Below are 23,292 nucleotides of genomic sequence, written 5' to 3'. Positions count from 1 at the left end.
GAGAAAATGAAAAAAAATCTACTACTATTATTTTTTATGTTATTTTTAGTTTTAATGTCACCAGTATTTGCAGATGTAGAAGAAATTTCAAACTATAAAATGATAGTAGATCTAACTAAAAATCCTCCTCATATAATAAATATAATAACAATAAAAAATATTGCTAAATATCCAATAGTTCCAGGTTTTGGAGAATTAAGACTACAAAAAGAAGTACCAAAAAAGATTCTTATAATTCCTATACCTTCTAAAAATGAAAAAAAACCTGTAAAGATTGAAAATTTAAAAGGGTATTATATAATTGGAAATAAAAAATATCCAATGGAAGTCAATGTAAGTTATAAGGGTACATATACAGTTATAGAATATCAGATATGGAGACCAATAGAAAGTGGAAAAAATGTTACCTTAGTTATTGAATATGATGCTAATATAGTTAATAATGGAATTTTATTCAAAACTATTTCAATTCCAGTAGGATGTGATTTAAATATAAAAAAATTTAATATAATTTTTAAGTCACCTTATCATTTAACTTATTTGGAGCCAGATGGAAAAAATTTTCAAATACCAAAAGATAAATTATTTATAATTAAAGCGGAGTTTTCCATTCTACCATTGCCAAGATTACCAACTTATGGATATATATTATTCTGGCTTACAATTTTAATGATCTTTGTAATATTGATGGTATATATTGAACTACGTTTGAAAAATAAAAAAAGAATGGAAAATAAATAAATTATTTTTAATTATAGAAATTGTTTTATAAATAAGGGATTATTATGAGGAACATCCTAATACTTATATTTATTATTTTATTTTGTTCATATATTAATGTAGGAGTATCATTAAATAACATTACTACACTTAATATATCAAACTCAACTATTGAAAATTTTTCAAATATTAGTAAATTCTCAACTAATTTTAGTGACTTAAACAATATAACTAAAAATCTTAAAAATAATACAAATTATACAATAAACAAAACAAAAGATGAGAATAAAAGTTATAAAAAAGATATACATTATTTAATTGTTTTAGTAAAAGGATATAAAGTTATTGTAAAAACCAATGGAATGCCTTATGGATTTGCTAATAATATCTCCCTAAAATTTGTTAAAATAAATAATGGAACTTATGTAATTTCACCAATTATTTTAAATGTACCAATTAAAATCTATGCAAAATTTAGTAATGAAACCCTAAATAAAACAATTATTTTAAATTATACAAAAATAGAAAATCACTATTTAAATGTCTCGTTTAATAACTTTAAATTAATTGTCAAAACAAATGGAAAACTAATTGTTAAATATAAAAATTTAACTTTAAATGTAAAATTTAAAAAAATAAAGAAAAATATTTATATTATTTACCCTTTGTTATTAAATACTACCATAATTGTTTATTCAAAATTTGATAATGAAACATTAAATAAGACAATATTTCTAAATTATTCTGAAAATTATAGTTTAAATAATTTAAATATGTCGATAATCTTAAAAAAAGTATATTTCCCATCAGAAAAAATAATTATAAAAACTAATTTTAAACCAAATAATGCATACATTATAACTCCAAATAATAAGACTATAAATTTAAAAATTCATAAAAAAGGAAAATATTACTATCTATCAGCAAAGTTAAATAAAAATGTTATATTAGGAAATTATTCTGTTTTAATTAATGGAATTAAAAAAACATTTATCGTAGATTACTACAAAATTAATGCTAAATTTAATAATAGTTGTATATTTGGTAATGTAAGTTATCATTACATTATGCCAAAGATTGTTGAATATAAGATTATGCCATTAAATATAAGTAAAAATGTTACGGTTGAGAACGGAAGTTTTTGCATACCTATAAATCTTACAGAGGGAAATTATACTGTAATTTTGAAATGTGGAAATGCTATTACTAAAATAATGATTAAAATTAAAAACCTATCATTAAAGGTTCCAAAATTTGCATTTGTAGGTAATAAAATTAGAATATTTGCAAATTTCAAACCAAAAAATGCTAAACTAATTACATCATATAAAAACATAACTTTAAACTTTTCAAAATTTAACAAAGAAGAATATGTTTCAACTTTTAAAGCCAATAATACAGGAGTTTATAAAATTATTGTAGATAATATAATGAAAGAAGTTTATGTTGATAATTATAGTATAAATGTATCTTTAAATGGTTCTAAAATTGTTGGTAATATAAGTTGGAAATATATTCCTCCAAAATACATTAATTATACAATTATTCCTCAAAATATTACTAAATCTATAAAAATAAATAATAGCAGTTTTATTATTAAATTTCCAAAAAACACCGAAAAAGTAATAATATATTGTGGAAATGTTAATAAAACTATCCTGATAAAATCTATAAAACAGTTGGAGAATATTTCAGATTCTAAAACTATTATAATTCCTTATGAAAATAAAACTTATAAAATAAATATTTCAATCAACAAAGGTAAATTTAAAGAGTTAAAATTTATAGAAGGAAGAATATTATTAATAATAAATAACCTATCAGTTGGAGATTCTGTTAATTTAACAGTTAAATTACCTTTTAAAATTCCAGAAGGAATGTATATCTATTATTGGAAAAAAATAAACAATAAAACTGTATTAATAAATTACACCATAGGAAAAGATAGAAGAACTATAATATTTAAATTAAAAGATGGTGGAGAATTAGATGAAGATAGAAGAAAAAATGGAATAATAATTGATCCATTTAAACTTTATATTCCAAAGTATAATGTAAAAACTGAATTTAAGAATAATAAAACAGGAATTTTATATGTTAAAGATTTAGAAGGAAATGAACTGTATAACATAACAGTAACTACAAATAAAGGAAAATTGGATTATTTAAAATTTGTTGATAAAAATGATATACCAGTTAAAATTAATGTTAGTTTGCCACTTAATTTAATTAAGTTTAAAATATCAAATATTTCCAAGGGAGAAAAAGTCAATGTTTCTATTGTATATCAATACTCTAATATATCTTCTATAATCAACAGGAATATAAGAAGATCTAATCTTTCCTATTTAGATAATTTTACAATAAATACAAGTTTCTTAAAATTAGTATATTACAAGTTCAATCCAAATACACTATTGTGGAAAAAATATCCTGCAATAATAAAAATTTATAAAAATAAAATTGTAGTTAATTTAACATTAGAAGATGGAAAATTTGGAGATGATGATAATAAAACAAATGGAATTATAGAAGATGATGGAGGTGTTGGATGGGTAGGATATTATAATGTATGGGATGTAGCAATAGGTAGTAATGTTAATCAGCAAGTACATACTTATTGGCTTTATGTACCTAAGGGGATTAATAATTTTAGTTTTGGAGTTTATGATGGAGACGGTTTTATTGTAAATATTTATTATCCAAATGGGACATTATATACAACATTAAATGAATCTGCAAATAATAATTGGAACTACACTTTAATATATACAAATGGCTCTTTTGGATTTTGGAAAATTGTTATTAATAATACTTTGTCACCAGTTTCTGCCTATAATATTTATGGTCTAAATATTAGTGGTAGTAACAGTTTAGACCTTAAAGTAAATACAACTTATGTTATAAATGGAACTACATATTATGGCACTCCTAATGCAACATTGTTGAGTTATGGAAGTACAGTAACTTCTAGTTATCATGATTTCTATGTTTATGCAACATCTGACTTTAATATAGCAATATTTGATCCGGATAACTTAAACGGATCTATAAATTTATCTAGTATTATTCCAATACCAATAAATATAACAATACCAGTAATTCAAAATAGATTAAAAGTTAGTGTTTATTACCCTAATGGCACATTATATTATTCATTTTATCCATATGATAATACTTTATCATCATTTAATGAAGTTGACAATCCAATATGGGTTATTCAAAATATATCTATTCATGGGCAAACTGGATGGTGGAGAATAGAACTAACACAAGAACAATATTATGATGACGATGGTTTTGGAAATAATCAAGTAATCCTTGCTACTAATCTATCAGGTGGATTGTGGTTTAAGATACCAATACCTCCATCATCAGCAGATTCAGGAACGGCAACAATATGTAGAAACAATCAAACTAACATGGTTCATAGATACTATGTAATGGTACCTTATGGAACATCAAACTTTACTGTTGGTATTTATGATGGAGATGGATTAATTGTCAATGTATCTTATCCAAATGGAACATTGTATGGTTCATATATAGCACCAAATAATGCACAAGCTGGGGAACCTCCAAATTACTTTTTGATTAATACAAGTAATGTGTATGGTTGGTGGATTGTAGATATTTTTGAAAACAGTTGGCCTAGTATTAATGGTAACTATTACTCTTTATTAACTATAAATTCTCCTGTTTTGAAATTAAATAAAACTTATCTTATAAATGGATCTACTTACTATGGTACTCCTGATGCAATGATTGTTGGTGATGATACAACTAATTTAGGAAATAAAACATGGTATATCTCAACACCAAAAGGACTTTCTTCATTTAATCTATCGGTATATGATGGAGATGGAGCGATAAATGTTTCTATATACTTACCAAATGGAACAAAATATAAAGAATTTACAGCATATGGAAATGAAAGTTGGTATAGTTATATAGTCAATGTTACTAACCCTAATCAGAATTATGGTGTTTGGAAAATTTTTGTTCATGAAATAAGAAATTATGATGACTATATAACTGGAGGGAATGTTTATAGAATAGCTACTACAACAAAAACAGGAATTCTCTCAGGTAATCCACGATATAATTTATCAATAGTTAATGTTTCTACTAAAACTTTGGTTAATATATCAGAAACATTTAATATGACAGTATATGTTAAAAATACAGGAACTATGGACTTATCAAATGTATCTGTAAATATAACACTTCCAATTGGTTGGAGTGGTGAAACATATAAAGTTATTCCATATCTATTACCAAATCAAACAGTTGCTATAAACTTTACATTAACATCTCCTGTGATTCCAGGTAATTATACACTAATTGTAAATACGACAAATGATTATGTACATTGGGATTTTGATGATTATAAAAATATTACAATAACTGTAATATCACCTATTAAGAATATGAACATAACTTCAAGTATTTCTATGTTACCTCAGAGATACTTTATTTCTGTTAAAAGTTTTATAAATGCTACAGATGTTTATGTTTTTTGGTATAAACCAAATAATACAGGTGTAATAAATATTTCTGGAAACTTTGATTTAAATGGATCTTATAATAATGTTTATTGGTTTGAATTTAATACAATAAATGCAAACGAAACAAAAAACATTACAATTATAACTAACATTACTACAATTGAAGGACTTATTATAGGTATAGATCCAAAAGAGTATTTACCTATAAATATTAAATACTTTAAAAAACAAAAGTAATTTAGGGGAATATGAAATTAGTATATTTGATAATAGGAGTAATACTATTCCTTTCTTTAATCTATGGAGAAATATATGAGTATAGAGGAGTTGTATTTTATCCAAATGGCTCTCAAAATGTAGATATTTCTAAATTATATATAAACTATGAAAATCCAGAGTCTTTTAACATTTATATATATTATAGGAATATTTCTATTTATATTCCCTACCCAAAAAACATAACCATTAACCTCCCTCCTAAAAAATTTAAAATATCTATATTCATTTCTGCAAATAAAATTAATGATAAATGGGTAGTATATTATAAAATAATAAATAATTACTCCTATAATATATTATTTAATGTTACATTTCCAGATGGGTTTAATATTAAAAGCATTTCAGTTTTAGTTCCATCTCATTCCTACAAAATAATAACTTTATCAAAAATTGACAATTCTCCAACTTTACATTTTGGAGAACATAACATAAGTTTTAATGTTCCTGGAAAAGTAAAAATAAGATATTCCATACCAATACCATTCTCTATAATAAAATCAAATAAAATTTTAATTAATGGTTCAATAGAATGGACTGCAACTTATATAATAAAAAATACCAAATCAGTACCATTAAATATAAATGTTAGTTATTGGGCAAAAGTAAATAATAGAAAAATAAATTTTGGAAATTACTCTTATATTTTATATCCTAATGAAAATATAACTAAGACATTTAGCATAATTTCGAATTATGTACCTATATTTTATATAAAATTTTATGATTGGAGAGATATATATGAAAATATAACAATAAAGCCTGCTCTTAAAGTAGGAAACTCATATATTATTGGATTGGCAAAAGTAGAAGGCATTAATTTTACTACATCAAAAAAAATGTATATAAGTACAATAACAAAAAGTAAAAATACTCAAAAAAATATTAGTATTGCTAATAAAGAAGAAATAAAAAATACTTCCTCGAAATCAAATTTAGAACAAAAGACTTCTAATATAACTACATCAAAAAATAAAAAAATAAAAAGAGAGAACGTTCCTTTATTAATTAGTATTAATGAAAAAAAAATAAAATATGCTATTATTGGTGTTACAACAACTATTGTAACATCCTTATTAACACTATTAATTTCACTCCTATTTAGAAAAACTGTTGATATTGTTGATAATGGAATTTTTACTATTGAAGATCTTGAAGAGTTATATAGTACAGTGTATGTCCCAGAAGGTTGCAAATTAGGTAAAATACTACCAGGTGGTATTACTATTGTAGAACTTAATGACATTGAAAAAGATCTTGCAAAAAATTTACATGAAACTTATAATATTCCTCTTAATTCTGCAAAAGCTATTGTATTAGGTATTAAATATGGAGGTAGAGTTTTTTTAAGTGATGAAAAAGCTCAAGAAATAGCATTAAAAATAGGATTAGAAGTTTATCCTTTTTTAGGTGGGAAGGTGAAATAATGGCTGAAAATGATAAAAAATTATTAGAAATATTAAAAAAAAATAATATGAGAAAAAAAAAAGATTAATTATTGGTTCATTTTTAATATCAACATCTATTATATTATCAGAAATATCAGTTTTTATATTTGTTAAAATATTTGAAACAAGTATATATATTGGTTTGTTATTATTAATTATTTCATTAATTTTTTTAGCTACGGGGATATATTTAATAATCTATATACCTCCAATAGTAGTTGAGTGATATTAATAAAATATTATTTTTCGTAAATAAAATTATATTTTTTATATTTTTCAGTATTACTTAAAATCTCTTTTAAAATATTATCTAACTGATTTATACAATTTTCAATACTACTCTCATTTATGACAACAAAATCAGATAAAGCAATTGCATGCCCAATACTAAAATTAAGTTCTCTCAAATCTCTCTCTACGAACACTTCCCAACTTGTTGAATCATCTTCCCTTCTCCTATTTACCAATCTATTAAATCGTGTTAAAGGGGAGGAATGAATTGCTATTAAAACTAATGGATAATGTTTTCTGAAATAATTAACTTCATATAAACTTCTAATACCTTCAACTATAATAATATCTTTGTCTTTTAAATTATTTTCAATGTATTTTAAACAAACTACTGCAATAGCCTCATTTCCATATTCTTTCCTTAAATTTATAGCAGTGTTTCCAACATTTTCAGGAGTTAGTTCTAAACCTCTTTTTTTTGTTTCATATCTAACAACATCTCCCATAGACACTACTGGCAAGTTGTATTTTTTTGCCACTTCATATATTGTACTTTTTCCAGACCCTGGCATTCCAGTAATCCCTATTAGCAACATATCTTTCCCTTATTATATGGTTATTTTTTAATTATGAGACAGTACTTAAAACTTCTTTAGCCGCATTAGATGTAGCATTGATTGTAGTTATTTCTGCTTTTCTTACATCAATAGCAGAAGATATTAAGTAATATGAAACAATTAATGCTGAAACTATAACAACCATAACTAATAAAGAAAACTCTAAAGAAATTTGTCCTCTGTTTGATTTTATAATTTTCATAGTATTCCTCCTAAACTGACAATATTTAATATAAAATTTTAGTATCTTCAATATAAATTTTTAGTGGTGATTTATTATGATTATTATTAGGAAACCAAAAAAGAAGAAAGAGGAAATTGAAATTGTCAAAGTTGATGGTAAGATAGAAGAAGGAGTAGAAATTAAAGATAATCAAAAAATATTTGCAAACTATAAAAAGATTGGTAATAAATATAAATTGTATAGATGTAGATTAGGAGACAAATTAATTCAGCCATCTAAGGTTATAGAACTGCTAAAAAGAGAAGATATATTTATATTAAAAGGAAATGAGGAAATTGAAGAACTCTTAAAATCTTACAATTTAAAGTTTGATTACATAAAATTATGCCCATTTTGTTTATTAAAAAACATTTATAAGAGATTAACAAGAAATAATAGATGCAAATATGGAAATTTAGAAATATGTATTGATTGTGGAGTTAGAGAGATTAGAGAGGAAGTTAGAATTAATGAAGAATTTATAGAAAAACTTTTAAGGAGATTTAAAGATGTTGATAAAGTTTTATCCTTATTAAGAATAAGAAATCCACTCAATAATCCAGAATTAACAAAATATGACATAATAACTTGTAGCAAAGAGGACAAAATTAGAAATTATAAAATAGATGAACTAAATATACCAGAAGAACTTAAAAATATAATTAAAGGTAGAGGAATTTACGAACTTTTGCCAGTACAAACATTGGCTGTTAAAGGAGGTTTATTAAAAGGAGAGGATTTATTAATTGTCTCAGCCACATCATCGGGAAAAACATTAATTGGAGAATTGGCAGGAATTAAAAATTTGATAGAGAAGGGAAAAAAGTTTTTATTTTTAGTCCCATTAGTTGCATTGGCTAATCAAAAATATTTAGAATTTAAAGAAAGATATGAAAAATTAGGATTTAAAGTAAGTTTAAGAGTAGGTTTGGGAAGAATAGGAAAAAAGTCAGATGATATTGAAACATCATTAGATGCAGATATTATTGTAGGAACTTATGAAGGTATAGATTATTTAATTAGAACTAAAAAATTAAAGGATGTTGGAACTGTTGTAATTGATGAGATTCATTCTTTGAATATGGAGGAGAGAGGAGCGAGATTGGATGGATTAATTGGTAGATTAAGATTTTTATTTAAAGATGCTCAAAAGATATATTTATCTGCAACAATTGGAAATCCTAAGGAGTTATCTAAACAATTAAATGCTAAATTAGTTTTATACAATGGAAGGCCAGTTCCATTAGAGAGGCACATAATTTTCTGTAAAAATGAGTTTGCTAAATTAAGTATAATTAGAGATATAGTTAAAAGAGAGTGGCAAACAATCTCAAAGTTTGGTTATAGGGGACAGTGTTTAATCTTTACTTATTCAAGAAAAAGGGCTGAATATATAGCAAAATCTTTAAAATCTAAGGGGATTAAGGCTGAATTTTATCACGGAGGTATGGAGTATTTAAGGAGGAGAAAAGTTGAAGAAGATTTTGCTAATCAAAAAATTCAATGTGTGGTTACAACTGCCGCTTTATCAGCGGGTGTTGATTTTCCAGCCTCAACAGTTATATTGGAAAGTTTGGCTATGGGGGCTGAGTGGTTAAATCCAGCAGAGTTTCAGCAGATGTGTGGAAGGGCTGGAAGAAAAGGAATGCACGAAATTGGAAAGGTTTATCTTTTGGTAGAAATTGGGAAAAAGTATCACATGAAAATGGAGAATGCTGAGGATGAAGTAGCATTTAAATTATTAAACGCTGTTCCAGAAGATGTAAAAGTTGAGTATAGTGAAGATGAAGAGGAAGAGCAAATATTAGCCACAATTTCTGCGGGAATTGAAAATATAAAAGATATTGATAGAGTTCCTTATCTTGGAAGGGTTTTTCAATTGAATAAAATTTTGAATAATTTAGAGAGTTATTCTATGATAAAAATATACAAGGATAAAGTAAAACTAACAAATTATGGAAAATCTGTTGCTATTTCATTTTTATATCCAAAAATAGCTGAAAAAATTAAAGAAGGAGTTTTAGAAAATAAACCAATACTTGAATTAATAACAGAAATAATGCCTTTTGAAAATGTCTATATATCAAATAATTTAAAGGTAAAACTTTCAAAAATTTTAAATATAAATATTCCTTCGAGATTCTTTGACGCTTTGGAAGTAATTAGAGAAAATATGCAAAAAATTGAAAAGATTGGTGACAAAAAATTAAAGGATGATTTAATTTCAATAATTGTTGAATTCGAAGGAGTAAAAGTTGAAGAAAAGATTTTGGAATTAATTGTTAATTTAAGATTAAATAAAAAAACGCCCGGACAAATTTCTAAGGCACTATATATGGATTATAAGATTCAAACATACTCTGGGGATATTTATTACTATTTAGAGCAACTTTTAAATCTATTAGATGCCATAGAGAGAATTTCTAATATATTTAATAAAAATTATGCAGAAAAAGTCCATAAATTAAAGGAAAGAATAGAGAATCCTTAAAAAATGTGAAAATATGGAAACATCAAAAAAGATAATAATTGTACTTATATTTACAATTGCATTAATTTTAACTTATGCATACTTGATAAGTATTATTGAGTCTGTTGATTTTTTCACAGCCCTATATTTCAGTGTTATTACAATAACTACAACAGGTTATGGAGATTTTACTCCAAAAACTTTTTTGGGTAGGTTATTAACTATAATTTACTTATGTGTTGGTGTTGGAATTGTTATGTATCTATTTAGTTTAATAGCAGAATTTATAGTTGAAGGAAAGTTTGGTGAGTTTATGAAAATGAAAAAGATGATGCATAAAATTAAAACATTAAAAGATCATTATATAATATGCGGATATGGAAGATTAGGAAAAGTTGTAGGAGAGAAATTTATTAAAGAAAATATTCCATTTGTAGTTATAGATATCAATGAAAATGTTTTAAAAGAAGAATATGAAAAGCATCATCCTGATAAGTTTTTATATATAGTAGGAGATGCTAAAAAAGATGAAATATTAAAAAAAGCAAAGATTGATAAGGCTAAGGGTTTAATTGCCACACTACCAACAGATGCTGATAATGTTTTTATTACCCTAACTGCAAGATCATTAAATCCAAATATTTTAATAACTGCAAAGGCAGATGAAAAAGAGGCTATAAAAAAATTAAAAATAGCAGGGGCTAATAGGGTAGTATCTCCTTATTTAATTGGTGGATTAAGAATGGCAGAGGTCTCTATTAGACCGGGAGTTTTAGATTTTTTAAGCACATTTATTAAAGTGGCTAAAAATGAGTATAAAGAAGATATTGATTTAAAAAAATATGTTATTGAAGAAGATTCGGAATTGGCATATAAAACATTAAAAGAATCAAACATAAGGGCAATAACAGGAGCTACAATTTTAGGAATAAAGAGAGGAGACAAACTTTATATAAATCCATATCCAGAATTTATTTTAAAACCTGGGGATATAATATATGCATTTGGAACCGAAGAAAACTTAAAGTATTTGGAGAGTTTAATTAAAAGAAAAAAAGAAAAATCATAATTAATTATTAGTGGTGATAACAATGAATAATATTAATGATGTTGTTGAGAAAATAACAAATTTTATTAGAGAAAAGGTTAAAGAAGCCAATGCCAATGGTGTAGTTATTGGACTAAGTGGGGGAATTGATTCCACAGTCACAGCCTATCTATGTGTCAAAGCCCTTGGAAGTGATAAAGTTTTAGGTATAATAATGCCAGAGAAAAATACAAATCCTAAAGATGTTGAACATGCAAAAATGGTTGCTGAAAAGTTAAATATAAAATATATTATCTCAGACATAACAGATGTTTTAAAGGCATTTGGTGCTGGTGGCTACATTCCTACAAGAGAATTTGACAAAATTGCAGATGGAAATTTAAAAGCAAGAATTAGAATGTGTATTCTTTATTATTTTGCAAACAAATATAATCTATTAGTTGCAGGAACTTCTAATAAATCAGAAATTTATGTAGGATATGGAACTAAATATGGAGATATTGCCTGTGATATAAGACCTATAGGAAATTTATTTAAAACAGAGGTTAGAGAACTTGCTAAATATCTTGGGGTTCCTAAGGAAATTATTGAAAAACCACCATCAGCAGGTCTCTGGGAAGGACAAACAGATGAAGGAGAACTTGGAATTAAATATGAAGTTTTAGATAAAATATTGAAATTGTATGAAGAAGGAAAAAACCCAGATGAAATTTCTAAAGAGTTAAATATCTCCATAAATATGGTTAAATATGTATTTGATTTAATTAAAAAAAATGAGCATAAGAGAACACTTCCTCCAACTCCATAATAAATTTTTTATAAATATCTCAAATAAATATAAACATCATATTTTTTTCCATCTTCTCCAATAGATATAGTTTTTTCCCTTATATAGTATATTCCCAAATCCTCATAGTCATCAAAAATTTTTAATTCTTTTTCAGTAATTCCCAATAAAATAATTCCATCAATATAACTTCCATCCTCTTTTACAGCCCCATAGTATCCAATTGACTTATCAAAAAACTTTTTAAATCCATAAACTCTACCTTTAATCATTTTTGGAACTCTGTTTATTAATTTTAAGAGAACATCTTTTTTCATCAACTCTCCATAGGCAAATACATTATAATAATTTTTATCAAAAGAATCCATAATTCTCACTTTAAACCTTTTTTATTCCGCCCCTAACTTTAACCGCTAACCCATAATTAAACTCTTTAAGTTCTATGCCATTTAAAATTGTAGTTCCATAACCTAATAATTCATCATCTTCATTAACCACTAAAACCTCCTCATAAGGCCTTAACTCTTCATCACAATTTACAACAAATTTAGCGAAGACATTTCTCCCTTCTCTAATAAATTCCTCTGCCTCTTTATTTACAACAACTCTATATCTTGGATATGGTATTTTTTCCCATAATAGTTTAGCCCCTCTTTCTGAGGGTATTAATAAGTTGTCATTACTTCTTACTGTAAATAAAATATTGTTATTTTCATCTAAAACCTGTCTCAATCTTCCAGTGTTTTTACTTCTAACAACTTTAATTTTATCAATTAAATCGTCATCGATAATATCATAGCCATATTGATATTGTAACATTTTCTTAATTCTTAAATTGTCTGAATTAAATCCTTTCTTAGTACTTTGGAAATAACTTGTGTAATAGTTATAGGTCATTATATCTAAAATATTATCTTCCCCTATTTTTCTCTTTAACCAATCAATGAATTCATCATAAAACTTTTTATTTATCTCTTTTTCAAATTCATAAAGTTCAGGAATTTCGTTTTGAGATAAAGGATACATAGAATCTATATAGTATGGAACAAAACCAAATACTGGATGTTTTATTAAAATGTCAATGTCTGTTTCAATTACATTTAAATTTTCATGATATGGCTTTTCTACGGAACTTGATATTGTTGTAACATAAACTTTTTCGTATTTAATTCTCTTCAATCTCTTTTTATGTCTTAAAACTTCTGGTCTAAACATTGATTCAACGCCAGAATAGAAAAAGGCAGATTTTTTAGTTACAGGGTCAAATTTTTCAATGTAGTCCATATAATTCTTTAAGACTCTATATGCCTCTAAAAGTTTAGGATGACTTCTACATCTTTCTTCAACCAATTCCCATAAACTACCTTCTTTTATAGCCTCTTTAATTCTATTTATCTCTTCAAAAGTTATATACAAGTTATGTTCAGCCAAAAGTTTCTCTCTATCTTTTTTATTTAAACTTGCCAATTCTTTTGGAGTATAAGATGAGCAAACTGGACATGAACATGGAAATGACTTTAAATCTTTAATTTCATCTAAATGTAATGTCCCCCTTTCAGTTAAATATCTATCATCCTTAGCATATAAGACATAAGCCGCAGAGTCAAACAAATCACATCCTAATGCAACAGCCAAAGCAAAAAACATAGGATGCCCACAACCAAATAAATGCACTGGCTTGTTTGTTGGAAGATACATCTTTGAATTTAGAATAATTTCAACTACATCTCTATATCTATATTCTTCCATCAATGGGACAACTGCACCAATAGGATATATGTCAAAGTTCAATTTAGCCATCTCCTTTGCCGACTTTTGCCTTAAATCTAAATATGTGGAACCTTGGATAGTCCCATTTAGCAATAATTTAAATCCTCTATCTTTTTTTAACTCAATTGACAATTTAGCCCTTCTTAAAGTTTCTTCTAAATCTTTTTCTGCTATTTCTTTATCTACATCTGGGGGAGTTGGGATATCTAAAATAGTTCCAACATCAACTCCTATCATCTCTTGAAACTCTACAATTTCTAATGGTTCTACATCAACATCTCCATAAACTCCCAACTGAAAAGAACCACTATCTGTAACTATTACCTTGTCAAATCCTACCAATTTATGAACTCCTTTATTTATAGCAATTTCTCTTAAATGTTTTGTTTTATATATAATATAAGAATTTGTGATAATAACATCTGCCAACTTGTTTATTAAGTCAATATCTACAACTTGTTTTTTTGGATTTGGATGAACTACTGGCATTATCGTAGGAGTTTCAATTTTCTTACCATTTATATTTAGTATTCCAATTCTTCCCATGGCATCTCTACTTTTAATTTCGAAAGTCATCATTTTATCAACCTAATAAAGTTTTTAATAAAGTTTTTATAAAAATTAGAAATTATAAAAATAGTTTTTTAATATTAATATTATTGATAAAAAAATTAGAAAAAATTTAATTATTATAATTTTCTTACCTATTCGTCCATTCTTTGAGTCCTTCTAACGGTAAAGGCAAACAATGCTGGTAAAATAGCCCCTCCAAGTATTGCCTCTGTTAAAGCCACATCTGGAGCCAATAGAGCATAATATAGATATGCTACACATAATCCAAAAAATCCAGACAATATTATACATTTAATTAAATCTTTCTGTAATAAAGCGGCTAAACTCGTCAATATAGCCATTACTATAACAATGTAGTTTATGACTTCCATAAAACCACCATATAAAAGATTTAAAGGTTTTAATTCTCAATAGGTTTAAATTTGTATCCATAGGTTATAACTCCATCGTCTCCATCTTCTTTGATTCTTCTAAATACAGCCTCTACTGGCATACCTATATATACCTCCTCTGACTTGCAATCTACTATTTGCCCAGTAATTTTTGGTCCTTCCTCCAATTCAACAATTGCTATTACATAGGGAGTTTGTTTTTCAAAGTCCTTAGGGGCTACATGAACAACTGAGTAAGTATAAACTTTCCCCTTACCACTTAATTTTATTTCTTCAAACTCTGTTTTTCTCCTACACTTTGGACAAATTTTTCTTGTTGGGAAATATATTGTTCCGCAATTTTTACATCTTACTCCAATTAAGTTGTATCTCTCCTTTATATGCCTCCAACTTCTTACTACCATATTTATCCCCTGATAAAAATTTTATTTTCATTTAAATCAACTTTTACTATTTCTCCAACTAATTCTTTTTTTTCTCCAAATATGTCAATGGCTATAATTTTATCTCCTTTTTTTTCTACAATAATAACATCTTCCATAATTAACTCATCATTAAAGTATAAGTTGCAACTGCACATAACTCATCAACTCGCATCTTGGTTTTCTTCAACATCTATATCAATAGTTCCATTTTCATATGCATAAAGTTCGTTAATTTTTGAAGAAATTAATAAATCTATTAATAATATTAATCTACACTCTCCTCCTATCCACATCACACAACGGTCTTTTTTACATATATCCTTTATAAAGGGACAATATTTTTCTATCAATTTCTCACATTCTTATCTTCTTTATTAAATGGTAAATATGAAATATTTATTTTAATTTTTTCGTATATTAATCCAAAAACTATGCAGAGGCATGCAAATATTATTGCAGAAACCCACAATAGTATTGTCAATCCATCAATGAAGTAATATTCTACTATAAAATCTAATATAACAAATCCAATAAATAATGCAAAGGATTTAATCAATAGTTTTAAAAATTTATCCATAATTTCCCTCTATTATTTCTTATCTGAAAGTATATGGATACAAACTGTTCCTCCAGTACCTCCAACATTTGCAGTAATTCCATATCCATTTTTAATTTCAACATGTCTATCTTTAACCTCCTTATCTCCCTTCAACTGCCAATAAATTTCTCCAACCTGTCTAATTCCTGTAGCCCCTAATGCATGCCCAGCGGCTTTTAATCCACCACTTGGGTTTATTGTTGGAAATTCATCATAATCAATTGCTATTTTTTCTTCATAAACTATTTTTCCCGCCTCTCCTTTTTTACAAAATCCTAATTCCTCCATTAAAATTAAACCATTTATAGCAAAACAATCGTGAATTTCAGCGACATCAATATCTTTTGGCTCAATCTTTGCCATCTTATATGCCTTTTCACTTGCGACTCTTGCGGCTTTTAAACTTGTAATATCTTCTCTACTATGTAAGGCAATAGTGTCTGATGCTTGGGCACTTGCTTTAATATATATTATATCATCACTACTTACAAATTCTTTTGCCTTTTCTGCCTCACATAATATCAATGCCGCGGCCCCATCTGAAACTGGAGAGCAATGTAGTAATCTCAAAGGCTCGGCAACAGGAGAGGAATTCATAACCTGCTCTAATGTAACCTTAAATGGAAATTGAGCATATCTATTCTTTGAAGCATTTTCGTGCATAATTACGCTCCACATGGAGAGTTCTTCCATTGTTAAACCATATTCATACATGTATCTTTGAGCCATCATAGCATAAAGTGATGGAAATGTTGCTCCAAACAGTGCCTCCCACTCTTGATCTGAGGCAGAAGATATTGCTGATGTAGCATCAACAACATCAGTCATTTTTTCTACTCCACCAACTAAGACAATATCACTGTAACCACTTGCTATATTTAACACTGCCTGCCTCAATGCTAAACTACCAGATGCACATGCCGCCTCAACTCTTGTTGCTGGAATTGGATTTAAACCAGCGTGTTCAGCAATCAATGAAGCAATATGTTCTTGCCCAACGAACAAACCAGCACTCATATTTCCAACATACATTTCATCAATATCCTTTCCATCAATTCCAGCAGATTCTACTGCCTTAACTCCTGCCTCAACAATTAAACTTCTAAAACTTCTTTCCCACAATTCACCAAACTTTGTTTGTCCATAACCAATAATAGCCACATCTCTCATTATTCCACCCAATTTTATTTTAAAAGATTAAATTTTGATTTTGAATTATTATTTACATTCTAATTTTCTTCCTAAATTTGGCATATATTGCATAGTCAATGTATTCTTTTCTTTCTATATAATAGGAAGTTCTTTGGGCTTTATCTTTAACATCTTTTATTCTATTTGTTACTGTTATATCAAAGGCATCACTTCCTGCTCCACTACCATAAGAAACTGCTAAAATTCTCTCTCCTCCTTCGCAGTTGTCTAAAACATTCGATAATCCCAAAGGAACAGCTCCTGAATATGTATTTCCAATATATGGAGTTAGTAATCCAATTTTATACTGTTCTTCTTTAAATCCTAATATTTTGGCAACTCTAATGTAAAATTTCCCATTTGGTTGATGAAATACGCAGTAATCATAATCTTCTGGCTTTGTTCCCATTTTTTCCATTAAGCCCTTAGCGGCATTTATAACATGCCTAAAATAAGCAGGTTCTCCGGTAAATCTTCCTCCATGTCTTGGATAAGGTTTTCCCTCCCTTCTCCAAAAGTCAGGAGTGTCTGTTGTAAATGAATAAGTTCCATTGAATTCAGCAATAACCTTAGATTTTCCAATTATATAGGCTGCCCCTCCAGCTGCGGCGGTATATTCTAACGCATCTCCCGGAGCCCCCTGTGCTGTATCAGCCCCTACTGCTAAGCCATATTTAATTAATCCACTTTCAACCAATCCCATACACATTTGAATTCCAGCAGTTCCAGCCTTACACGCAAATTCTAAATCTGCGGCTGTTAAATCAGGAGTAGCGTCAATAGCCTCAGCAACTATTGTGGCAGTTGGCTTTACAGCGTAAGGATGGCTTTCACTTCCAACATACACTGCTCCAATATCTTTTGGATTAATTTCAGCCCTTTTTAATGCATTTCTTGATGCCTCAACAGCTATTGTTGCTGTATCTTCATCCAAACTTGGAACTGCCTTTTCATAAACTAAAAGACCTTTTTTTATTGATTCTGGGTCTTTGTTCCATACTCTTGCAATTTCATCAACTTTAATTCTATACTTAGGAATGTATGCTCCATAGCCAACTATACCTACCATAATTCCACCGAAAAATTTTATTTTATCTCATTTAATACTTTTATAAGGTCTTTTAAATCTAATTGTGTAGTTATTAATGGAATATTATCAATTTCTGCCAATTTTATAGCTAATTTATCTATCTTCGTTTTATCTATTCTCTGCAAAACTACAACTCTTGGTTTCATTATACTAACTCTAACTGCGACCATTGGACTCCTTCCAGTAGAGACATTTGAAAAGATTAAAGCCCTTTCAGTAGTCCAACCATATAGATGATAAAAGTCATCTCCATTCATCTCTAATATTGCCTTTATACTATCTACAACCGTATGCCCATAAATTGGAATATCTAAGTTGTTAGTATTTACGACAAATTCTCCATCTATTAAATCAACAAATTCTTTTAAAGGAATTGGATTTTCATACTCCTTTATTGATAAAATTGCTTTAATAGAAGGACTTTTATTTAAGATTTTATTCAATGCTTTTATAGTATGTCCTCCTCTCTCTCTATCAATTTCTATCAATGCAAGAACATATTTCTTTATTATATTAACTCCAGGATTCTTTCTTCTTCCAACTTCATAATCACTAATAACAGAAGGAGATACATTTAAATATTTTGCTAATTCAATTTGTTGGATATTGAATAGATTTCTCCATTTTTTTAGAGCATTTCCTGGATTTTCTGACAAAACAATATCTCCAATTATGTAGGTAATAACCTTCTCCATAATAATCACAGAATTAAAATAGTTCTAAAATTATATAAAATTTTTGATTTTTGTTGAATTGTATTTTGTTAATTGTCGTAGTTGTTGAATATAAAAATAAAAAAACTTAAAAAGTCAAAATTTAGAGATAAAATAGAGATTGAAATAAAAAAGAAATTATTATAAAGAATAAGTAAAAAATAAAAAAGTAAAATTTTAATCTTTTTCTAATCCACACATTTTTCTTAATTCTTTACCAACTTTTTCAATTAGATGTTCTCTCTCCAATCTTCTTAAAGCATTTAACTGTGGAGCCCCTACAATATTCTCTAAACTCCACTCTTTTGCAAATTTACCTTCTTGTATTTCTTTTAATATTTCTTTCATTGCTTTTCTTGATTCTTCATTTATAACTCTTGACCTTCTTGTTAATCCACCATATTCAGCAGTATTTGAAACGTTTTCCCACATACCTTTTAAACCTTTTTGATAAATTAAATCTACTATTAATTTTAACTCGTGGCATGTTTCAAAGTATGCCATCTCTGGAGCATAGCCAGCCTCAACTAATGTTTCAAATGCCGCCTTAATTAATTCAGTAACTCCTCCACATAAAACAACCTGCTCTCCAAATAAATCTGTCTCTGTCTCTTCTCTAAATGTTGTTAATATAACTCCAACTCTTGTTAATCCAATACCCTTTGCCATTCCCAATGCAATTTGTAAGGCATCCCCTGTATAATCTCTTTCAACAGCCACTAATCCTGGAACTCCAAAACCTTCCTCAAATGTTTTTCTTACCATTGCCCCTGGACTTTTAGGGGCTACCATTGTTATATTAACATTCTCTGGTGGTCTTATTAACCCATAGTGTATATTGTAACCATGAGAAAAACTTATTGTTTTTCCTTCTGTTAAGTAAGGTTTAATCTGTTTTTTATAAACTAATGGTTGAACCTCATCTGGTATCAATATGTGAATTATATCTGCTTTTTCTGAAGCTTCTTCAATAGTCATAACTGTATGCCCATCTTTAATTGCCTTGTTCCAAGAGGCTCCATTAGGTCTCAAACCAACTATAACATTTAGCCCACTATCCTTCATATTTAACGCTTGTGCTCTCCCCTGACTTCCATATCCAATAACTGCAATTGTTTTATCTTTAACTGCGTCAAAGGTTACATCTTTGTCGTAGAATATTTTAACCACATTTATCACCCATAAAAAATTTATAATTTTAGTTAATTACTGAATAATGTTTTAATGTTATTAAGGTTTTCGGTTGATTTTGATTTTCTTCTAAATAGAAATACCTAACTTAATAATAATACCATATTGTTTTATACTCTTCAATATTTTCTCCTATTTCCTTTAAACTATCTAAGTATTCTTTAATTGGTACATCTTCATAAGTGTATAGCTTAGTAGGATATATCCCTTTTTCCCATGGATGCATTAAATAAACTCTACTTCCATTAGGTTTTATTGCAATTAATTCTCTATCCTGCCAACCTCTTAAATGATTTTTACCCATTCTTGGAACATTAAATATTGGTTCATCTGTTCTAAATGATCCTGGCAATAATCTCGCTTCTTCTTTAACTTCTTGAACTACTCTTGCTATTGGAACTAAGTAATCTTTATGCTCTATCTTCCCTTTTGGATAAAAAGTGTAGTATGGAATTATTCCTGCTTTCTTTAAAGCTATTCTTAAAGCTACATTTTCAAATCTTCTGCTTACATATCTATGAAATACATGCTGATTATAAACCTTAATATTTTTCTCTCCTAATTTTCTAACTGCCTCCTTAACTTCTGGTGTAATTTCATAACAACTTTCAACATGTGTAGAAATCATTAAACTCTTTTTATAATTGCCTAATATCTCTACCAATTCATCTGTTATTCTCATAGGAGCTGTAACTATTGTTCTTGTTCCAAATCTTACTCCAATAACATGATCCATCTCAGAGATTCTATTTAACATTCTCTCAATTGCCTTATCACTCAAACTGAATGGATCTCCACCAGTAATTAATATTTCTATCATAGATTCATGCTCAGCAAACCAATCTAATGCTTTTTCAACTTTATCCCAACCTTTAAATGCCTTTTCGTCAAAATCTTGAACCATCCAGTTTCTTTGACAATAGACACAAATTTGTGGGCATGATTCATATGGCTTTATAATTGCAATGGTAACATACCTTCTTGTTATTAAGTCACATGGAGAAGTGTCATGCTCTCCCATAAAGTCAAAGAATGTTGACCTATCCTCTTTATGCTCAATCATCTTTTTAACATACCATTTTGGAGGAATAACTTGTCTTCTAACTGGTAGATCTTCGACATAAGGATTTTCGAAGTCAAATAAATGTAAATAGTAAGGAGTTATTCCAAAAGGTATTCCATTTTTTATACATTCTTCTATAAGTTCTAAATCTTCATCAGATATTTTAAAGTTTGTCTCTTCTCTAAGTTCTTTTAAAATTTCTAATCCTTTTTTGCCCTTTATTACATTTTTAAACTGCCACTTATAGTTAAACCATTCATCATCAGTAATTCCAAAGAAATCTTCTAAAATTTCTTTATTCTTTTTTCTTTTTAATATAATCCTCTTATCTAATCCACTTGGATATTTACTAATGTATTCTCTCATAATTTCATAAACCTTATCTAAAAAGTTGGATCTCGCAATTCCCGCCTCTCTACCTTTTATCTTACTAAAATCTATAAATTCTACGCTTTCATCTAATAACCTTTCTCCTAAGAAACCTAAGGAATAGTTAGCCTTTCCTGTCATACCCATAAATAAATGTCTAAATTCTTCAATAAATCCCTCCCTTATTTCTTTTAAAGCATCTTCATAACCTTTATATGCTTTCCATAAATATTCCAATGTGCTAAATCCAGATAACTTTTCGTTATGTTTAGAGATTATATTTAAAAATATTTCAATAGATTTTAATGATAACCATCTATCTATTTCATTTTTAAATTTTATATTTCCACTTCTAACTTTCCACTCTAACTCTTTACAAAATTCAAATAACTTTTCTCTTGCCTCTTCTACACTTTTACTTTTTTCTAAAATTTCTCCAATCTCTGGAACTTCAGAAAATATTTCTAAAAAAGATTTATAATTATTTGTAATTTTGTATTCTTTATCAATTGTTGAATTAGATATCATATTCCCCCTCCATGTCATTTTATTAATTTAAATTATTCAATGTATTAATTATAGTTTTTTAAATAACATTGAAGGTAGAGACAAAAATTTTAAACAGACCATTCAAGTAAAAAATAGAATCCATTTGTATTTAGAAACTTTATTAAGTTTTATTAAGTAAAACAAGAAATTATATAATTTATAATATAGTTGTGAGACATTTATATTAATAATCATATAAAAAGTTTTCGAACATTAATTAAATAAATAATAATCTTTATATAATATATATACCATTTTATTACTTTTGCTTTATTTTATAACTATTCTTGTAAATGTGAAACTATGGTTAAGTTATCTATTATTATGCCATGTTATAAAGGAGAAAAATTTATTGAGAATTCTATTATAACAGTTGAGAAGGTAGTTTCTGAATTTTGCAAAAGTTTTGAGATAATTTTGGTTGTAGATGGATTTGTTGATAAAACTTATGATATTGCGAAGAATTTAGAAAATGAATTTGATAATTTAAAAGTTGTTGGATATGAGAAAAATAGAGGTAAAGGTTATGCGATAAAGTATGGCCTAAAATTTGTAGAAGGAAAGTATGTGGCATTGTTAGATAGTGATTTAGATTATCACCCAAAGGCTTTAAAATGGTTTCTTGAAAAAATTAAAAATGATAATGCTGATATTGTTATAGGAAATAGGAGAGATAAAAATAGTGTATTTGAATATCCACCACTTAGAAAATTTTTGAGTTATTGTTTCAATCTTTATGTAAATTTAATGTTTCCAGAGTTAAAACTTAAGGATACTCAGGCAGGTATTAAAATGTTTAAACATGATGTAATTAAAGATTTGTTTAATAATATTTATGATTTTAAATCTTTTAATGGTTATTCTTTTGATGTATGTATTTTAGTATTAGCCAGAAAAAGAGGTTATAAAATAACCTATGCTCCCTGTATATATAATCAAAAATTTACTGGTATCAAAGGGAGTATAGGATTAATTAAGACAATTTATAAAATGGGAAGAGATATTTTATTACTTAAAATGAAATTAAAAGAATAAATTTA

The 23,292-nt window shown here is 27.2% G+C and carries 21 protein-coding genes; 7 read left to right on the top strand and 14 right to left on the bottom strand.

The window, feature by feature from the left end; all coding sequences use genetic code 11:
• Positions 1-6: 6 nt before the first annotated feature.
• Genes HZY31_RS06150 through HZY31_RS06140 form a run of 3 tightly spaced genes read left to right on the top strand, consistent with a single transcriptional unit; the run spans position 7 to position 6,931 of the window.
• Positions 7-741, top strand: a complete 735-nt coding sequence (locus HZY31_RS06150) for a hypothetical protein (protein ID WP_297318548.1) — start codon at positions 7-9, stop codon at positions 739-741.
• A gap of 44 nt (positions 742-785) precedes the next feature.
• The gene (locus HZY31_RS06145) at positions 786-5,465 is read left to right on the top strand and encodes a choice-of-anchor U domain-containing protein (RefSeq protein WP_297318547.1); all 4,680 of its coding nucleotides are present in this window, start codon (positions 786-788) and stop codon (positions 5,463-5,465) included.
• Positions 5,466-5,476: 11 nt separating this feature from the next.
• Positions 5,477-6,931, top strand: a complete 1,455-nt coding sequence (locus HZY31_RS06140; protein WP_297318546.1) for a hypothetical protein — start codon at positions 5,477-5,479, stop codon at positions 6,929-6,931.
• 260 nt (positions 6,932-7,191) lie between these two features.
• On the opposite strand, the gene HZY31_RS06135 is transcribed toward HZY31_RS06140, so the two are convergent.
• Positions 7,192-7,779, bottom strand: a complete 588-nt coding sequence (locus HZY31_RS06135; RefSeq protein WP_297318545.1) for an AAA family ATPase — start codon at positions 7,777-7,779, stop codon at positions 7,192-7,194.
• Between the two features lie 31 nt (positions 7,780-7,810).
• Positions 7,811-8,002, bottom strand: a complete 192-nt coding sequence (locus HZY31_RS06130) for a class III signal peptide-containing protein (protein ID WP_297318544.1) — start codon at positions 8,000-8,002, stop codon at positions 7,811-7,813.
• 76 nt (positions 8,003-8,078) lie between these two features.
• Between HZY31_RS06130 and HZY31_RS06125 the strand changes: the two genes are divergently transcribed.
• From HZY31_RS06125 to HZY31_RS06115, 3 genes are read left to right on the top strand one after another with little or no spacing between them, the layout of a single operon-like run.
• Complete coding sequence (locus HZY31_RS06125) at positions 8,079-10,514, top strand: DEAD/DEAH box helicase (RefSeq protein WP_297318543.1); 2,436 nt, start codon at positions 8,079-8,081, stop codon at positions 10,512-10,514.
• A 13-nt stretch (positions 10,515-10,527) separates the two neighbouring features.
• Positions 10,528-11,562, top strand: coding sequence for a potassium channel family protein (locus tag HZY31_RS06120; protein WP_297318542.1), 1,035 nt, complete (start codon positions 10,528-10,530; stop codon positions 11,560-11,562).
• A 22-nt stretch (positions 11,563-11,584) separates the two neighbouring features.
• Complete coding sequence (locus HZY31_RS06115) at positions 11,585-12,349, top strand: NAD+ synthase (protein ID WP_297318541.1); 765 nt, start codon at positions 11,585-11,587, stop codon at positions 12,347-12,349.
• Between the two features lie 8 nt (positions 12,350-12,357).
• Here the strand turns inward: HZY31_RS06115 and HZY31_RS06110 are convergent, their stop codons facing one another.
• The 12 genes from HZY31_RS06110 to HZY31_RS06055 all read right to left on the bottom strand — a co-directional run bounded on the left by HZY31_RS06110 (position 12,358) and on the right by HZY31_RS06055 (position 22,231).
• Positions 12,358-12,696, bottom strand: coding sequence for a gamma-glutamylcyclotransferase family protein (locus HZY31_RS06110; RefSeq protein ID WP_297318540.1), 339 nt, complete (start codon positions 12,694-12,696; stop codon positions 12,358-12,360).
• A 10-nt stretch (positions 12,697-12,706) separates the two neighbouring features.
• Positions 12,707-14,677, bottom strand: a complete 1,971-nt coding sequence (gene tgtA, locus HZY31_RS06105) for a tRNA guanosine(15) transglycosylase TgtA (RefSeq protein WP_297318539.1) — start codon at positions 14,675-14,677, stop codon at positions 12,707-12,709.
• 125 nt (positions 14,678-14,802) lie between these two features.
• Positions 14,803-15,042: a DUF4040 domain-containing protein gene (locus tag HZY31_RS06100; protein WP_297318538.1), complete on the bottom strand. Its 240-nt coding sequence runs from the start codon at positions 15,040-15,042 to the stop codon at positions 14,803-14,805.
• A 29-nt stretch (positions 15,043-15,071) separates the two neighbouring features.
• Positions 15,072-15,467, bottom strand: coding sequence for a Zn-ribbon domain-containing OB-fold protein (locus HZY31_RS06095; RefSeq protein ID WP_297318537.1), 396 nt, complete (start codon positions 15,465-15,467; stop codon positions 15,072-15,074).
• A gap of 2 nt (positions 15,468-15,469) precedes the next feature.
• The gene (locus HZY31_RS06090; protein ID WP_297318536.1) at positions 15,470-15,643 is read right to left on the bottom strand and encodes a CooT family nickel-binding protein; all 174 of its coding nucleotides are present in this window, start codon (positions 15,641-15,643) and stop codon (positions 15,470-15,472) included.
• 6 nt (positions 15,644-15,649) lie between these two features.
• A complete protein-coding gene (locus HZY31_RS06085; protein ID WP_256441009.1) occupies positions 15,650-15,784 on the bottom strand; it encodes a hypothetical protein in 135 nt (44 codons plus the stop codon).
• Positions 15,785-15,834: 50 nt separating this feature from the next.
• The gene (locus HZY31_RS06080; protein ID WP_297318535.1) at positions 15,835-16,065 is read right to left on the bottom strand and encodes a hypothetical protein; all 231 of its coding nucleotides are present in this window, start codon (positions 16,063-16,065) and stop codon (positions 15,835-15,837) included.
• Positions 16,066-16,077: 12 nt separating this feature from the next.
• Positions 16,078-17,256: an acetyl-CoA acetyltransferase gene (locus HZY31_RS06075; protein WP_297318534.1), complete on the bottom strand. Its 1,179-nt coding sequence runs from the start codon at positions 17,254-17,256 to the stop codon at positions 16,078-16,080.
• A gap of 52 nt (positions 17,257-17,308) precedes the next feature.
• Positions 17,309-18,346: a hydroxymethylglutaryl-CoA synthase gene (locus HZY31_RS06070; RefSeq protein WP_297318533.1), complete on the bottom strand. Its 1,038-nt coding sequence runs from the start codon at positions 18,344-18,346 to the stop codon at positions 17,309-17,311.
• A gap of 17 nt (positions 18,347-18,363) precedes the next feature.
• Positions 18,364-19,062: a helix-turn-helix domain-containing protein gene (locus HZY31_RS06065; protein WP_297318532.1), complete on the bottom strand. Its 699-nt coding sequence runs from the start codon at positions 19,060-19,062 to the stop codon at positions 18,364-18,366.
• A 195-nt stretch (positions 19,063-19,257) separates the two neighbouring features.
• A complete protein-coding gene (gene ilvC / locus HZY31_RS06060) occupies positions 19,258-20,250 on the bottom strand; it encodes a ketol-acid reductoisomerase (protein ID WP_297318531.1) in 993 nt (330 codons plus the stop codon).
• Between the two features lie 109 nt (positions 20,251-20,359).
• The gene (locus HZY31_RS06055; RefSeq protein ID WP_297318530.1) at positions 20,360-22,231 is read right to left on the bottom strand and encodes a KamA family radical SAM protein; all 1,872 of its coding nucleotides are present in this window, start codon (positions 22,229-22,231) and stop codon (positions 20,360-20,362) included.
• A 324-nt stretch (positions 22,232-22,555) separates the two neighbouring features.
• Here HZY31_RS06055 and HZY31_RS06050 point away from each other — a divergent pair, with 324 nt between their 5' ends.
• Entirely contained in the window at positions 22,556-23,287 is a 732-nt protein-coding gene (locus tag HZY31_RS06050) for a glycosyltransferase family 2 protein (protein WP_297318529.1), read from the top strand.
• Positions 23,288-23,292: the final 5 nt, after the last annotated feature.

Origin of the sequence: Methanocaldococcus sp., assembly GCF_024490875.1 — an archaeon.
Classification (GTDB): domain Archaea; phylum AGJL01; class Methanococci; order Methanococcales; family Methanocaldococcaceae; genus Methanocaldococcus.
The sequence above is the reverse complement of the archived record's forward strand: the minus strand, read 5'-3'. Positions and strand labels throughout refer to the sequence as shown.

Coding starts and splice junctions, on each gene's coding strand:
- HZY31_RS06150 (WP_297318548.1), top strand. CDS start 7: ATGAAAAAAAATCTACTACTATTATTTTTTATGTTATTTTTAGTTTTA.
- HZY31_RS06145 (WP_297318547.1), top strand. CDS start 786: ATGAGGAACATCCTAATACTTATATTTATTATTTTATTTTGTTCATAT.
- HZY31_RS06140 (WP_297318546.1), top strand. CDS start 5,477: ATGAAATTAGTATATTTGATAATAGGAGTAATACTATTCCTTTCTTTA.
- HZY31_RS06135 (WP_297318545.1), bottom strand. CDS start 7,779: ATGTTGCTAATAGGGATTACTGGAATGCCAGGGTCTGGAAAAAGTACA.
- HZY31_RS06130 (WP_297318544.1), bottom strand. CDS start 8,002: ATGAAAATTATAAAATCAAACAGAGGACAAATTTCTTTAGAGTTTTCT.
- HZY31_RS06125 (WP_297318543.1), top strand. CDS start 8,079: ATGATTATTATTAGGAAACCAAAAAAGAAGAAAGAGGAAATTGAAATT.
- HZY31_RS06120 (WP_297318542.1), top strand. CDS start 10,528: ATGGAAACATCAAAAAAGATAATAATTGTACTTATATTTACAATTGCA.
- HZY31_RS06115 (WP_297318541.1), top strand. CDS start 11,585: ATGAATAATATTAATGATGTTGTTGAGAAAATAACAAATTTTATTAGA.
- HZY31_RS06110 (WP_297318540.1), bottom strand. CDS start 12,696: ATGGATTCTTTTGATAAAAATTATTATAATGTATTTGCCTATGGAGAG.
- tgtA (WP_297318539.1), bottom strand. CDS start 14,677: ATGATGACTTTCGAAATTAAAAGTAGAGATGCCATGGGAAGAATTGGA.
- HZY31_RS06100 (WP_297318538.1), bottom strand. CDS start 15,042: ATGGAAGTCATAAACTACATTGTTATAGTAATGGCTATATTGACGAGT.
- HZY31_RS06095 (WP_297318537.1), bottom strand. CDS start 15,467: ATGGTAGTAAGAAGTTGGAGGCATATAAAGGAGAGATACAACTTAATT.
- HZY31_RS06090 (WP_297318536.1), bottom strand. CDS start 15,643: ATGTGCAGTTGCAACTTATACTTTAATGATGAGTTAATTATGGAAGAT.
- HZY31_RS06080 (WP_297318535.1), bottom strand. CDS start 16,065: ATGGATAAATTTTTAAAACTATTGATTAAATCCTTTGCATTATTTATT.
- HZY31_RS06075 (WP_297318534.1), bottom strand. CDS start 17,256: ATGAGAGATGTGGCTATTATTGGTTATGGACAAACAAAGTTTGGTGAA.
- HZY31_RS06070 (WP_297318533.1), bottom strand. CDS start 18,346: ATGGTAGGTATAGTTGGCTATGGAGCATACATTCCTAAGTATAGAATT.
- HZY31_RS06065 (WP_297318532.1), bottom strand. CDS start 19,062: ATGGAGAAGGTTATTACCTACATAATTGGAGATATTGTTTTGTCAGAA.
- HZY31_RS06055 (WP_297318530.1), bottom strand. CDS start 22,231: ATGATATCTAATTCAACAATTGATAAAGAATACAAAATTACAAATAAT.
- HZY31_RS06050 (WP_297318529.1), top strand. CDS start 22,556: ATGGTTAAGTTATCTATTATTATGCCATGTTATAAAGGAGAAAAATTT.